This window comes from Alkalibacterium sp. AK22 (assembly GCF_000585255.1).
Taxonomy (GTDB): Bacteria; Bacillota; Bacilli; order Lactobacillales; family Carnobacteriaceae_A; genus Alkalibacterium.
On the sequence record NZ_JANL01000018.1, the window covers coordinates 38794 to 54035 of the forward strand.

The window sequence follows — 15242 nt, forward strand, 5'->3', positions numbered from 1 at the left end:
CTATCGGCCTCTATGACATAGAAGAGCTCAACAAGCGCACATCCAAAGTGAAAAATGTCCCGCTCCATGCTTTACAGACAGAGGACTAAACAGCCCGTGAACTTTAGCGCTCTTTTGTGCTGCTTAGCTTCGGGACTTAAAACAGACTTAAGGCACCGATGGCTTGAAGCCATCGGTGCCTTAAGTTGTTTCCATTTAAATGCATATACGTTGTGTCTTACGTCCCTTTTCTTTAGAGGTCAATCCGGTCAACGTTTCTTTCATAAAATGCCAATACCGGTCCTGCCATGTCGATGGGCTCACCTTCCCACGGAAACATGCTGACGGGTCCTGGACTGAACTCTACTTCAGTGACCACATGGTTTTCACTTGTCGGTTCAGCAGTAATATCTTCTGCAATCATATCTACACCGGCATAGTTCAAGCCCGGGATCGCGTTGACCGCTCTAATAGCCATTTGTTTAAAGCCTTCACTGACTGTATAGGTGAAGTCGATGCCTTCGCCTCCGCTGGCGATATTGGATTCATCCCGCAGAATGACTTTCTGGTTTTCTTCAGGTACAGAGGCCATGGTCAGTCCGTTTTTAGACAATCGGCTCAGTTGAGAGGGATCTGTTGGTATCGGAAAATTACGTAAATCTCTGTCTTTGGCCCGCAGGCTGTTTTTGTGTTGGATGAGCTCTAGTATTGTCTGTTTTCCGTCCCCTACTACATTTGCACGGGCTCTCTTGCTGACTGCAATCACCTCACTGTCTACAATAACGAAGCGAAAGTCTTCTCCTGTAAAGTGTTTTTCAATCAAAATAGGTGTTGAGCGGTCACCTACGATGGCCTCGATTTTTTCAAGCGACTGTCTAAGCTCTTGTTCGTCTGACAGGTTCATGAAAACACCCTGTCCTCGAGCTAAATTGTTAGGCTTTAATACGACCGGATAGCCGAAGGATTCAGCAAAGCCGACAAACTGTTCGGTTTGAGATATTGGCAAGTAAGTGGATGCCGGTACCGTGAGTTTTGCTTCTTTTAAAAATGATCGAGTCAGCTGCTTGTCATCCACGACTGTATTCAGACTGGCCGACGATAGGGGCCCGTTCATGTCTTTGAATAATAGTTCCTTGCCGCCCATTGTCACCAACGTGGTATCAAAACTAAGCCGGGTTACACTATAACCTCTTCTGAGCGCTTCTTCTTCCAGTAAACGGGACTTTAGACCTTCCCTTTTTTCGTAGTCTGTTAGATTACGGTCCAGTTCAATTGCACTACCCTGCCTTGATTTTTCTTCTTGCATCAACTTACCCTCCCAGTTATCTTGTCACCATCTTAATTGACTCTTTGCGTATTGAGCTACATTATATCACAATCGGGCTGACTTACCGCTGTTTTAACTTTTTCTCTGCAGCAGCGCACGTGTGAGTTGTTCAATCTGATTTCTTGGTTCCCCACTTGGAAGCTGGCTAATCAGCTTTAGCGCCTTACGGGTATAGCGTTCGGCTAACTGCCTGGTTTTGTCGATCCCACCCGCTTCAACGAGAATCTGCCGGACGCTGTCTGCTTCATCTTTGGACCATTCCTCTTGTTTAAGCATGTCAGCAAAAAAATCAGCTGCCTTTTCTTTAGATAAAATGACTGGGGCTGTGTATATACCATTAGACAAATCCTGCAGAAGGCTCTTGCCCCACTCCTCTTCAGACTGGGTATATTCCAGTAAGTCATCCAGCAGCTGAAAAGCCATGCCGATCTGCAAACCGATTCTGAAACTCAACTGCTGATTCTGTTTGTTCAGTCCGCCTTCCTGGGCTCCACTTAGGCAGGAAATAGCAAAGAGTTCTGCTGTTTTTCCCTTGATTTGTGTCAAGTACTGCCTGAATGAGACGTTTGGATTATAGCTGTTACTGAGCTGCTGCAGCTCACCCTTGATGACTTGTTCCATTGCCCGGGTCAGCAAACCCTGAGTGTCCAGCTGCTGACTATAGGGTAAGGTCATTTTAAAACAGGCTGAAATCAGATAGTCTCCAGCATAGACCGCTGCTTTTTTGCCGTAGACGGACTGGACAGTCGGCAGTCCCCTTCTGATTTTGCCGTCATCAATGATGTCGTCATGCAAAAGAGTCGCATTGTGAAACAGTTCAATCGATGCCGCCAGATGTCTGGCCCTGGCTGGTTCACTTTGGTTACCAAGACTTGAAAACAGCAGACAATAAGCTGGCCGGATCATTTTTCCATGCGCCTTAAATATTTCTTTCATCGCCTGATTTACGGCTTTATTTCTGACGAACAAAGTCTTTTCAATCAGATTTGTTGTCTCGATTAATGCTTCTTTTAATTCTGGGTACTGATTCCATAATGGATAGGTACTCATGCTGACCACACTACTTTCTGTCCTTTCAGTGTGAAGAAAACTGACCCTTTCACGCCTGAAACCTATATTTGTCGTATTTATCTGTTTATAGACTGAATTCTAATAGACTGAGATGATAATAATTATACAGTGACTGTACCACATTGTCTAAAATTAGAGAGGTTTACTTTCAGGATAGTTAAATCTTTTTATAGAGAAAGCCAAATGACCTGGATTCTGCTATACTGTGAAAGTAGAGTTTGAATTTATTTTTAAATATTCTACCAATTTATACATAAAGGAGAATACTATGTCCCCCTCTCAATTTTTGCGTTTTGTCGACATCCGGACCAAATTTACTAGCATGCTGCCGGTCTGTCTAGGTGTTGCTCTATCAATCTATTATTTTGAAGCCTTCAATTTTCTCAATACACTGGTCTTTTTCATAGCTGCGGCCTTTCTTGATTTTTCAACGACAGCCATTAATGTGCTGATTGATTACCGTACAGCCGCCACTGATGCGTTCCGTAAAGAGCACAATATCATTGGCATCGAAAACATTCCTGAGTCCATCGTGGTCAAGTATATCTACGGCATGCTGACTTTTTCCTTTTTGCTAGGAATGTTTCTCGTCTTTCGGACCAATCTCATCCTGCTGCTGATTGGACTGGTCTGTTTTATGATTGGTATTTTCTACACATACGGCCCCATTCCCATTTCACGCATGCCTTTGGGGGAACTTCTTTCGGGACCGCCTCTAGGCTTTGGAATTATCCTTATCGCTGTTTTAATCAATGCACCTGACCAGCTGGTTTTAGATTTGAGCTTTAATCAGACAAATTTTATTCTTCAAGGTGACTGGTATGCCCTGCTCGTGGTTTTCTTTGTTTCTCTTCCACAAGTCCTTCTGATCTCCAATATTGTTTTAGCCAATAACATCTGTGACCTGGAGCAGGATCTGGAAAACAAGCGGTATACTCTGGCTCATCATATCGGTGTAGAAAAAAGTATTCGCCTGTATAATGGACTTACTTACGGAGCATACGCAGCCTTGGCCATTCCCATTGTCTTTGGTTGGCTGCCTCCTGTGATGATTGCTGTTTATGCGACTCTGATTTTTGTCCGCCGACAAGTCAAGTTGTTTAATGAAAAACAAATCAAGGCTGAAACTTTTGTGACTTCAGTGAAATCCTTTCTTGTGTTCACTTTTAGTGAACTGACCCTGCTAATTCTCGCTATTATCTGGAACATATTTGTATAAACGGATACCTTTACGCAATGATTATCTGACCGCCGCTTCTGAAAAGTTGGCGGTTTTTGTATGCAATCTTTGTGACGTGTCCCTAGCCAGCTTCTGCTATACGATATTTTAGGGTTTAGTTTAAAAGTAATGTTTCTGCTGAACTACATTATTTATTCTAGTGTGACCCCAATAAATCAGGTTGAGTTCAGTATTCAACCTAAGGACCAAACTACATCTTTGTATTTATGGGCGTAGTTTAGACCTTATCCCTTATCACAAAAAAACCATCTGCCCGAATTGGACAGACGGTTTTTTATTAATAGAACTAAGCTGTAACAGCTTCTCCAGAGGTTTCTGTGTCAGCTTCTGCAGCTCCGGCTTCTTGACGGACCAGTTCTTTATCGTATGCTTTGATGAATGGATAGTAAATCACAAAAGCAGAGACTACACCAATCAGTGCAACAATAATGGCTCTCCAGTCACCACCTGTACCGATATAGGCACCGATACCAACCGGCGACGGCCATGGAAGCAGGGCAATCAGCGGATTGATCAGCTCAAGCGAAATGGCAAAGTAAGCAATCGATGCACTCACCATTGGCGCCAGGAAAAATGGAATCGCCAAGTAAGGATTGTAGATCAGCGGCAGACCGAATACCAGCGGCTCATTGATGTTAAAGAGCGATGGGATTAGGGCTGCTTTTCCGATTGCTTTCAGCTGTTCTGATTTAGCCAGGAAAGCAATAAAGACAGTCATCAGAAGAGTTGCTCCGGACCCACCGACAGTTACGAACGCATTGTTGAATTCTCCGGCTAGTGGGATGTTGGCTCCGGCTGCATTAGCAGATAGGTTGGCCAGAGTGATTGGCGTGATCAAAGCAAAGATGATGTTCGCTCCGTGAATACCGACCAGCCACAATGCGTGGACCAGGAAGTAAATCACCATGACACCTAGCCATGTGCTTGTCAGTTCAGTAACAAAGCCGAATGGAATCTGAATCAGCTGGAAGATATCTGTATTGAATACAACCAGAACCCCGTTGATCACAATAACTGCAAAGGCAACAAGAAAAGCCGGGATTAGAGCAGTGAAGGCTCTGGATACACCTGCAGGCACTTCATCCGGCAGCTTGATAATCCAGTTTCTGGCCACACACAAGCGGTAGATTCTGACAGCTAGAACAGCCATGATGATACCTGTAAAGATACCCGTAGTTCCCAGACGTTCGATACTGCCGCCGATGCGCCAGCCATTGACGATACTTTCTTCATCGGTCAGGCTCGTGATGGTATTGACTACGCCCCCTTCAAAAATCAGTTCAGGAATGGTCATGAAGAAAGCGAACATAGCTAGGAGGGCGCCGTTCAGGCCATTCATGTTCAAGTCGTCTTCTTCACCGATGATCTGGGCATATTCATACCCCAAGCTGACATTAAAGAACAGCGCCAGAATACCCATAGTCATCGTATTTGCCAGCATGTACAAATCACTGAAACGGAAGAATGTCGCGTTAAAGATATTCTCCAGGAAAGGGAAAGTCAGGGGCAAAACGTTAAAGACCAGAAACATCGACCCGACGATTGTAAAAGGGATGGTCGCTAGCCCGGCCCCCATGATGGCGCGGACAACTTTTAGCTGCGCCACGGTACCTAAAGGCCCCATCAGAAATTTTTCTAACAGTTGAAACAGTTTATTGTTTTCATTCTCCATATGATTCACTCACTTTCATTGATTGTTTAAAGGTGTTGAATAGTCTGAACCCTCTGTCTTTATTCCTTGCGATCGCCTGTAATTTTTTCAGGCAAAGCCCGCTGATCAATAAACCAAGGGCCAATAAACTGACAATCGCCGTCCTCCCCTGACTGCTGTCATTTAAAAAAGGGAAAACCCTAGAATAAAAGCCGCTGTGAAATGAAAAAACGATGAGCAGACTATTCATGATCAGCTGAGACAAAAAATAGAGTCTGGTTTTCTTTAGAGTGATCTTCTGAGAACTGCTGTACAGTACGATAAATTCATGAATTGAAAATAAAGCCAGGAAAATCATGACAACGGGCAGAAGGACAAACAAGTTTCTTCCTGGAAGACTGAAAATCATCCAGTTCAGATTGGCAAAGAAAAACAGTGCCAACGCATACCTCAGCATAATGTAGCGGTTAAATCGCATGTTCTTCATTGCCAGTTTCTGTCTTGCATCCATTTTTTAGCTCACCTCATCAAGTTTTTGGTAGAGATACAGCATCTCCAGAGCTACCTCACGAATCGTCATAGTAGTCATCAGATGATCCTGTGCATGAATCATGATGACATCCATGTTCACATCTTCTCCATTAGCGTAGTTATGCAGCAAAGACGTCTGTGACTTGTGTGCTTCCGTCAAGCTGTCATTCGCCTGCTCCAATTTTTCCTTGGCATCTTCAAAATCACTTTCACGCATGGATTTGAAGCCAGCATGCACCAGTGTACGGGCATCTCCGCTCTCCAAGATAATTTTAAATGCGACTTCCTGTATTTCTGCTGTTTCCATAATAATCGTCTCCTTCTATACAAGTAATGATAATAGTGTTTCTTTAAATGTTGGATAATCTTTTGCCTGAATCAGTTCCTCCAAGTAGGACTCATTTTCTAGTACTGGAAGCAAGGCCTTACTGACCTGGTCCAGATGAGAATGACCAAACCGGTCAGGAACCATTAAAATAGTCAGCTGGACCTGTTCGCTGACCCCGTCCCAGTTGATTCCATTGGGCGTGACTAAGACAGCAACTTTGGAAAAGTCCCCTACCCCCTCAACCGGATGCGGAACCGCAATATGCTTAGTGAATACAACCGAACTGAAGCCTTCTCTAAGCCTAAGCTGGCGATTCAAAAAGTCAGCATCAATCTGCTCATCTACACGCGTACATTTTTCGATGAGTACTTCTACCGCTTCTTCGCGATCCATAACCGTATCAGAAACCTCGAACAGCTCCGGGCTGAAATAGGTGTCAATCAGTCGGCTGAGCTGATGGCGATTCTGTTTGTTCTCAGAAGAATCCATCTGCTTGAATGCCTTCTGCTGGCCGATGATCCGGTTGATGGACTGGATATCTTCCTGATTCAACAGCACACTCACATTGACTACAGGGATATTGAAGACGACATTGGATAAATCAATGGATGAGACAATCAAATCCACACCTTCCAAAAGCTGATCACTGATTTCGTAATAAGAAATCACATTTTTAATATCCAGCTTCGAACCGAGCTCATTTTCAAGCCGGACCTTGAGCATCTGGGAACTACCGACACCCGTCGCACAGATTACCAGTGTATTTAGCTTGTCTTTTCGGCTGTCTCTTTCCAGCGCGGCAATGATATGCAGTGATACATAAGCCCATTCGTCTTCTGTGACTTGAAAGGCTTGAAGTTCAGGCATCTTAGAGAAGTAATGTTGGGTCAGATCCAGCTCCGCCTGATAATTGGCTTTCATCTCACTCAGAAACGGATTCTTCATTTTGTTCTTGTTTCTAAGCCGGTTTAGAAAGGGGCCAAAGTGATCAGACAAACCATTTAGTAATACCGGATCTCCTATCAGGTTTACACCTAAATCCTTGTCCATTTCCTGAAGCACATCTAGAAGCTGCTGCTCAACAGAGCGCTCCTCAGCCCGCTCAGGAGCTGACACGATCTGTGCCCGCTTGTTTTTCAAGTGCAAGGCAATATTATAAATTTCTTCATCCGGCAGTTCGATATGAGCACTCTTTCTCAGACGGTCAACAATCCGTCTGGACGTCTCATGTTCTGCTTGGTAGCGCGTGGGATCAAATTGCTGATCGAAGTTGATCTGATACCCTTCTTCGACCCGCTTGAGCGCCAGTGCAATATGGATCACGATATTTAGCATAACCGTATCACTCAGTTTCAAATCGGCATTGCGGCATTCGTCCAGAACAATCAGAAGAATTTCTTCCGAACTGATTGTGGTCAGAAGTTTTGAAATTTCGCCCAGACACTTCAAGTTGTTCTGCAAGCGTTCGACAAAAAAGTAGTTCATAATAAAGTGCCGTTTGTTCTGCTCTTCTCCCTCAACGGACATCCCGCTCTTTTTGCTTGTCTTAAGGAAAAGATCATAAGGCTTAAGTTTATGATTAATTTCAAATACATCGTTCAGCAGAGTGGAATAAGAAACAGCTAAATCAGACATCAGTTCCTCAACAAACAGCTGATTATCACCAAAAAAGAATCGCCTTAAAATAAAATACTGCCGGTCACCTGTTTCTTCTATTCGGCTGATATCTGCTTTTTCATTGAGAGCTTCTTTGTTGGCTTGATAAAACAGTCGGAAAGCGTTCTCATTGCGGACCTCAAAAGTGAACCCATGACCGGGTATCGACACAATCTGAGCGATCTTAGCGTCCATCACTTCATTTAACTGACGAATGTACTTTCTTGCCGTCTTGTCGGTGACCCCCAGTTTTTCAGCAATCGTCTGACTTTTCAGGTACGTTTCCTTGGACTGTTTCATCAGTTCCAGAATCATAATATCTTTTTGATTCAGCACATTTCTTCATCCTCTATTGATTTAGATGTTCTCTTCGATCAGTTTTGCCATTTTTTCGATACCCATTGGGATCGGAACATAAGCCTGTGGCGGAATGTTAACGATGGGCTTGTTTTTCTTTTTGGTCAGTTTTTCCAGGTTGTTGAAGTACATTTTAGTCTGCGGGCTTACCATGTAGAGGTCAAATTCGTCTTTTTCAATCATTTTAGCCCCTTGCGACTGGCTGGTTGCATCCAGTTCGATATCTTTACCTTGCGCTTTAAAGTGGTCTGTGGTTTTTTTAGCAATCAGTGACGATGACATGCCACCTGCACAAATAATCAATGCTTTTTTCATAATGTGTTGCCTCCTAAGATTTGATAAGTCAACTATATAATGAAACGGTTTCAACGTATACATAAGCATGTTCCGTTACGTAACGGAACCTATTTATCCAAGCAAGAAAACGCCCAGTTACAATCTGCGAATAATTTTATATCCGGTGTCCTGATTTAAAAGGTAGACCACAATTAGGCAGTGGTTCCTAGCTATCTATATAAAATAAGCCCTATACAGTATACCTATCCCGTCTGATAAAGACTACCCTTTAAGCCATTCTTTAATGACTGTCATTTTCTGGTCCTATCCCCCGTTTACTCAAGAATACCTTATCTGAGTCATATTATCGGTGGTCCTTGGTCAAATCTATGTCTTCGTGCTGCACTCAAGTTCCACATACATGTCATAAGCATTCGCTTTGCATGTCAAAGAACGTGTTAAAAAAGTCATATATTACTTGCTTATTGGATCCCTTGAGCGCCCTTTTCTTGCTATAATCAAAGTAACTTAATAAAGGAGGAATAATTAAAGGAGGAATAATTAATGGAAAAAGTCCCGCGAAGAAAAAAACTGATTTATCTGGCAGCTTTTATATTCTCCGGCATTTACTTAACCTGGCGAGGTTTATATACACTCCCAATCAACGAAACACTTTTCGCCCTGGTCTTTGGCGTATTACTGTGGCTGAGTGAAATCGTTTCAAATTTTACAGCGATTATTCTGATTTGGAGCCGAAACAAAGCTAAAGAGATTGAGCTACCAGTCATTGCAGACGAGGATTATCCCCATATCGATGTGCTGATTGCGACACACAATGAAGAACCCGAGCTGCTAAGGAAAACGGTCAATGCCTGTACCCGCATGACTTATCCTGATTCCGCAAAGGTTCATATCTATATCTCAGATGACCAGTCAAGAAAGGAAATTAAAGCGCTCGCTGAGTCTTTTAATGTCGGCTATATTGGCTTAACTGGAAACAAACATGCCAAGTCAGGTAATTTGAATAATGCACTGAATCAGACAGCCTCTCCTTTGGTAGCGACTTTTGACGCCGATATGATTCCTTATTCCAATTTTTTACTTGAAACAGTCCCTTACTTTGTTGAAAATGCTGCACAAATCAAAGAAGGCGAGTCCGTCAAGCCCCTTGGCCTGGTCCAGACTCCCCAGAGTTTTTATAATGCAGATTTGTTTCAGTATAATCTTTTTTCTGAAAAGTCCATCCCCAATGAGCAGGACTTTTTCAGCCGCGAAGTAAATCTAATGAACAACGCCCATGATGCAGCCGTTTACACAGGCTCCAACACAGTTATCTCCAGACAGGCGATTGAGGACGCTGGCGGCTTCCCTACCGATACCATAACAGAGGATTTTGAACTGGGTGCGCTCATTAATACAGCCGGCTATAAAAACATCTCGACTAAAGAGCCCATGGCCAGCGGTCTGACCCCAACAGACATCCCAAGTGTGTTAAAACAGCGCATTCGCTGGGCCAGAGGTGTTGTACAGAGCGTACATAACCTGAATCTCTTATTTAACCGCAAGCTGTCAACGGCCCAAAAACTGGTCTATTTAAACGGTTACTTATACTGGTGGTCTTTTTTCAGACGGATCATGTATATACTGGCTCCGATTTTGTTTACCGTCTTCAGTGTACGCGTAGTGGATACCAGCTTTTGGATTCTATTAGTGATGTGGCTGCCCAGTTACTTCTTTTTGCATTTGTCCATGCAGGATATTTCCAGTATGATCCGGACCCAGAGATGGGGAGAAGTGCAAGAAACCATTTTTGCTCCTTATTTGATCCTGCCCGTTTTTTTACAGACCATCGGCTTCAAGGAAACAACCTTTAAAGTCACCAACAAAAACGCTACACAATCAAGGCGGGACTTGCTTTTTATCATTCCCCATCTAATTCTATGGATTCTGGCTCTTTATGGTCTAGTCTCATTCAATTGGGGAAAGTATGGTTCAGAAATGATGTATGGAAGTATCATCAGTTTCTGGCTACTGACCCACCTGTTTAACTTAACTTTTGCAATATTGTTTTACCTGAACCGGCCTTATTACCGCAAACAGGAACGCTTTCCGAGAAAAGTTCCTGTAAAAATAGAGTCAAGCAGCCGCACACTTGATCTCTTTACACATGACCTATCCGAAAACGGCCTGTCTTTTAAGTCCGACTATCCCTATTATTTTGAACCGGATGAAGAGCTGAACATAACCATCGAGCAGGCTCCTTATCGGTCGACCTTTACAGGCAAGCTGGTGCGCGTGTTCAAGCAGGATGACCATTGGGTTTACGGCCTGGAAACGTGTGAGATTGAAGATGAAGACGAACTGAATTACCTACAGATTATCTACGATGGCTTCAACGAGTACTTGCCGATGTTTTATGACAAATGGGTCACACACATCGATCGCCTAGTAGAAAATGTACAGCGACGGGTTAGCAAAAATAAGACAGGACCTTTGCCTGTTTCTCTTTATCCTGAAATCCAGTCGGGCCTTCCTGTTCAGTGTCAAGGAAAAGACTATCGCCTTCTGTCTTTTGACTACCATACAATCACACTGGATCGCCCTTTGGCGTTTGAAGGCAAACAGAACCTGACTGCTTATTGTGATGGCTTCAAGCTAGAGCTGAGCGATTCCCTTTCGACAGCCTCACACGCGACAACATACAAAATCAATAATTTAAACCAATTAAAAACATCCGGCGCATTGAACACGTTAGTGAGTCGAATGATGAAAGGAGATTCTCTGCATGGCACTCACACTGTTGAGGTATAGTCTGCTTGTTTGTATTCTTTTCGGCTGGTCCAGTCTGCTCGACCGTTATTTCCCTCTTGACCGGCATATCCGTTTGTTCTTTACTCTAAGTGTCTTGACTTTGCTTTTGTATATCGGCAGTCTGCTGAATGTACTGCTTTACACGGTCTACATCCTTGCAGCTGTAGGCTTCGTCTACGGCATTTTATCCGCCAGGCAGCGACTGTATACCCAGTCGTTTCACTGGCCAAAATTTTACCAATGGTTTTTCATGCTCTATGCAGCTGTTTTTGTCACTACACTAGCCCGCACGCCCCTTGTGCACTATGATAACTTTTCGCATTGGGGAACTTTTGTCAAATTTCTATTTACGGAAAACCGGCTAGCGACGCCGGCTGACCCTTTGATCGAGTTTTTCTCATATCCGGTAGGCAGTTCCTTGTTTGTTTATTTCACGACCGTGATTGCTGGCTTTTCCCAGCAGACCATGCTGATTGGACAGTTTATTCTTATCCTTTCAGCTCTTTACACCTGCTTTGCCGTAGTCAAAGACTTGAACAGAAGACTGCTTGTCAGTGTGGTTTTCATCTTTTTCAGTCTGTTTAATCATTTCAATATTGCCATTCGCATGAACAATTTGCTTGTAGACTTCCTGCTTCCTTTAATCGCTCTAGGAGGCATTGCTGGAATCATTACCTTGAAAAACCAGCCTCAAAAAATCGTTTTATTTACTGCTGTCACGGCAGGATTTTTGGGTATTATAAAAAACAGCGGGCTATTCTTTGTCGCTCTGCTACTTCTGTACGGACTGGCCGCTATATTCAGTCAACGCAAAGTAATCAAGTGGAAAAGGACTCTCGTTTATAGTCTTGTAATGACTGCTGGCAGCTTCCTTCCCTTTTTATTTTGGCTCATACACTTGAGCCGTTTTCCCGCTCAAAGCAAGCATGGTGTCAGCCTGGATGCTTACCAGTCCATCTTTGAAGGAAAGAATAGTGAGATCATACAGGACATCAGCCGTAATTTTTTGACCACCCTTACTAGCCTCTCTACTCCCTCTACTCAGGGACTAATTCTGGGCGCAATGATTTTGCTTCTTTCTTCATTTGTGTTCAGCAAATATACCGACCAACCGCATAGACTGTTAAGAACAGGCATGCTTTTACTGGGGATTACTGTCCTGTATTATCTGGGCATTTATGCGATGTTCCTGTTTTCCATGCCGATTGATGAAGCGCTGGTTTTGGCCGGCTTTGAGCGGTACGCTTCCAGTATCGTTATATTCAATTTAGGCATCATCCTCTTTGACCTAATCAGAACATGGGACGCCGCTTTTTATGTCCAAGAGATAGAAGCCAGAGACCGGACAGCTTACAAGTCCATATACAGCAAGAATGTTTACCAGTATGCCACTGTGCTCATTACAGCTTTGGCTTTTCTGGGTATCCAGTCTGAAAATAACGGCATGCTTTATAATTTGTCTGAGGTAGACGCCTTGCCTCAAGGTCAAATCGCTGCCACTGTTGATGAGCAGTTTGTATTGTCCGATCATGCACACTTGATTGTCAGTACGGATACTGAAGCCGTCGATAACTTCCTTCTGTCAGTTGTTGGCCGTTACTATCTATACAGTCCTCATGTTACTGGGCGGGAAGACTTTGATATGGACCCTGATTTCTTTGAACGCTACTTGAATGAATATGATACAGTCGTTCTTTTGGAGCCGCACTTCACTTTCCAGGAAATGATCTATCTTCAAACAGGACATATGATTGAACCGGGCCATTATTCAGTAGATTCCTTGTTGAACTAAAGCTTTCGATTCACATTGAGCTGGTATAATGAGCTGAATAAACTGTTCCTTTGCTCTTTTAAAAAGAGGAATAAGTAAAGCACGATCAAATGAGAGGATGGGTATCCTTCCGTCATTTGATCGTGCTATTTTGTTACACTAATGTCCCTTGAATAATCAGTCTTTCTGATCCATCATGATTACACGTAACCAAGGTGATCATTGATTTTTCCGTGTCTTCAATTACGTCAATACGCGAGGGATCGACTGTAAACAATTCAGTAATAATATACTCATATAGCTGACCTTTAATTTCGACTATAATCAGCATGCCTTTTTCTGCTCTATGCAGAGGAGAAAATAGCGTTTTTCGATCTCGCCAGTTATGACCGGCCAATGCATAGTTGCCTTCTCCAGGCTCCTGGTTAGGCTTCATTGTCCCAGCTCCGACCATCAGATTGTCAGAAGATAAGCCTTCCAAAATCGGCAGTGATAAGTCAACTTCTGGAATATAGATCGCTCCCAGTGTATGGATGCCTTTTATGTCAGGCAGCGTCAGCAGCGAAGTCAAAGATAATTCCTCAACTTGTTCAAAGTCGAAAAGTGTCTCCTCATTGGGTTCACGCTGTTCAGCAATTCCTTGCCCCTCGTCAACGGCATTTTGGATAACTGATTCGGAAAAGCGGTGCAGTCTCCAGTCAATCACTGACTCATGAAAAAACAAGGTTATACCTAATAGAATAGTTAGACCGCTGACAAGCACTTTGAACCTTTTCAACCTTATGCCTCCTTTTCAATCACTAACAATCTGATGAACGATTCGAAACTAGTTAGAATGCTGTCCCATCATCTTTTTGTTGATGTCTGGACCGGCTTAAAAGCAACAGCCCGAAAACTAGCAACAAAAGACCCAGAATTCTAATGATTGAGGCAAATGAAACCACGTTTGTCTGCGGAAGAGCGCCTGACGACGTTCCGTCCTCACTGGAGGGCGTCTCACTTGAAGGACGGTCCGGTGTTGACCCATCATCTGAACCTTGAGAAGACTCTTCAGATGGCTCATCGTTGTCAGGAGTGTTGGGCTCTTCTTGGACCAATATTTCATTTATTGCCTGAACAGCTATCCGCTCAGGTTTGCCTCTAAAGGTAACAGGTATAGAAAGTTCAATCGGTGTAGAATCCAATTGGTACCCTTCAGGTGCCTGCGTTTCAATCAGATAGTAATCTCCTGGAGCCAAATCTTCGACAAGAATTTTACCACTGGAATCTGTGATAAGCTCTCCAAGGACCAACTGATTTTCTTGATCATACAGCTCAAACACTGCATGCGGAACTACCTGGTTCGATCCATCCGTTTTAGTTAATTCAAACGACCCCTTATAATTGATCCAGTCTCCTAGTTCAATTAGTTCTGGTTGACCTTCCATACCATCCCCCACAGCAAAACTGATTGGAGAATCATCCAGGATGTAGCCGTCAACAGATTCTGTTTCAACTAAGTTATATGAACCCGGTGAAAGGTCGCTGACATATACTTCTCCGGCTTCGTTTGAGGTCAGGCCGGTTTGAATGACTGACCCGCTAGAATCTTCCAGGCTGAATACCGCCCCTTCAAGGACTGCTCCTCTTGCATCTGTTTTAACTAGGACGGCTTCGGACTGATAATTCACAAAATCATCAAGTACAAGTGTATCTGGCTCTCCATCTGCAGCAGACGAAACAGTAAACTCAATGCTTTGAGTATTGATCAAATACCCTTCAGGCGCCGAAACTTCGATTAGTAAATAGTCTCCGGGTGACAGATCGCTGATACTGACCTGTCCACTTTTGTCTGATTGAATACCTTTCAAAAGTGTATTTCCACTCGTATCCATCAGATCAAAGTGGGCGCCGCTTAGAGGCTGCCCTTGCGGGTCAACTTTTTGCATGTGTACATCTGCTTTATAGTTGACAAGCTTACCCGCATCAACTTGTCCTGGTTTTCCTGCCGATGCGGATGAAATATCGAAAGTCATCACATCTGTTGTGTTTAAAAGATAGCCAGCAGGTGCTTCAACCTCTATGAAGCGGTAAGAACCAGGTGCCAGGTTTTCAGCTGAGACGACCCCGTTTGAATCCGAAGTCAGTCCTGATTGAATCAAATAATCAGATGCATCTCGAATGTCAAAGACAGCTCCTTCTAAAGCATGACCTAGTGCGTCAACTTTAGTCAGCACTGCTTCTCCTTGATAGTTGATAAATGGA

At 43.6% G+C, this 15242-nt stretch carries 12 protein-coding genes; 3 read left to right on the top strand and 9 right to left on the bottom strand.

What is annotated here, in order from left to right; translation table 11 throughout:
* Window positions 1-232: 232 nt before the first annotated feature.
* Together ADIAL_RS03780 and ADIAL_RS03785 are read right to left on the bottom strand one after the other, a co-directional pair.
* Window positions 233-1285 (bottom strand): ATP-binding protein, encoded by a 1053-nt coding sequence (locus ADIAL_RS03780; RefSeq protein WP_034300226.1) that lies wholly within the window; start codon window positions 1283-1285, stop codon window positions 233-235.
* 93 nt (window positions 1286-1378) lie between these two features.
* The gene (locus ADIAL_RS03785; RefSeq protein WP_034300260.1) at window positions 1379-2356 is read right to left on the bottom strand and encodes a polyprenyl synthetase family protein; all 978 of its coding nucleotides are present in this window, start codon (window positions 2354-2356) and stop codon (window positions 1379-1381) included.
* A 289-nt stretch (window positions 2357-2645) separates the two neighbouring features.
* Here ADIAL_RS03785 and ADIAL_RS03790 point away from each other — a divergent pair, with 289 nt between their 5' ends.
* Window positions 2646-3596 (top strand): 1,4-dihydroxy-2-naphthoate polyprenyltransferase, encoded by a 951-nt coding sequence (locus ADIAL_RS03790; RefSeq protein ID WP_034300227.1) that lies wholly within the window; start codon window positions 2646-2648, stop codon window positions 3594-3596.
* Window positions 3597-3903: 307 nt separating this feature from the next.
* Here ADIAL_RS03790 and celB read toward each other — a convergent pair whose 3' ends face one another.
* Genes celB through ADIAL_RS03815 form a run of 5 tightly spaced genes read right to left on the bottom strand, consistent with a single transcriptional unit; the run spans window position 3904 to window position 8458 of the window.
* The gene (celB, locus tag ADIAL_RS03795; RefSeq protein ID WP_197017758.1) at window positions 3904-5268 is read right to left on the bottom strand and encodes a PTS cellobiose transporter subunit IIC; all 1365 of its coding nucleotides are present in this window, start codon (window positions 5266-5268) and stop codon (window positions 3904-3906) included.
* A 10-nt stretch (window positions 5269-5278) separates the two neighbouring features.
* A complete protein-coding gene (locus tag ADIAL_RS03800) occupies window positions 5279-5779 on the bottom strand; it encodes a hypothetical protein (RefSeq protein ID WP_051503693.1) in 501 nt (166 codons plus the stop codon).
* A gap of 3 nt (window positions 5780-5782) precedes the next feature.
* Window positions 5783-6106: a PTS cellobiose transporter subunit IIA gene (locus ADIAL_RS03805; protein WP_034300230.1), complete on the bottom strand. Its 324-nt coding sequence runs from the start codon at window positions 6104-6106 to the stop codon at window positions 5783-5785.
* 15 nt (window positions 6107-6121) lie between these two features.
* On the bottom strand, window positions 6122-8119 hold the full coding sequence (locus ADIAL_RS03810) for a BglG family transcription antiterminator (protein ID WP_034300232.1): 1998 nt from the start codon (window positions 8117-8119) through the stop codon (window positions 6122-6124).
* Between the two features lie 21 nt (window positions 8120-8140).
* On the bottom strand, window positions 8141-8458 hold the full coding sequence (locus ADIAL_RS03815) for a PTS cellobiose transporter subunit IIB (RefSeq protein ID WP_197017759.1): 318 nt from the start codon (window positions 8456-8458) through the stop codon (window positions 8141-8143).
* Window positions 8459-8980: 522 nt separating this feature from the next.
* Here ADIAL_RS03815 and ADIAL_RS03820 point away from each other — a divergent pair.
* The gene (locus tag ADIAL_RS03820) at window positions 8981-11227 is read left to right on the top strand and encodes a glycosyltransferase family 2 protein (protein WP_051503694.1); all 2247 of its coding nucleotides are present in this window, start codon (window positions 8981-8983) and stop codon (window positions 11225-11227) included.
* Entirely contained in the window at window positions 11202-13019 is a 1818-nt protein-coding gene (locus ADIAL_RS03825) for a hypothetical protein (protein ID WP_034300239.1), read from the top strand. The genes ADIAL_RS03820 and ADIAL_RS03825 overlap by 26 nt, the downstream gene beginning before the upstream one ends.
* A 133-nt stretch (window positions 13020-13152) precedes the next feature.
* Here ADIAL_RS03825 and ADIAL_RS03830 read toward each other — a convergent pair whose 3' ends face one another.
* Window positions 13153-13776: a class A sortase gene (locus ADIAL_RS03830; protein ID WP_197017757.1), complete on the bottom strand. Its 624-nt coding sequence runs from the start codon at window positions 13774-13776 to the stop codon at window positions 13153-13155.
* Between the two features lie 52 nt (window positions 13777-13828).
* Window positions 13829-15242 (bottom strand): MSCRAMM family protein (locus tag ADIAL_RS03835; RefSeq protein WP_034300242.1); only part of this gene is annotated, 1414 nt, incomplete at its 5' end.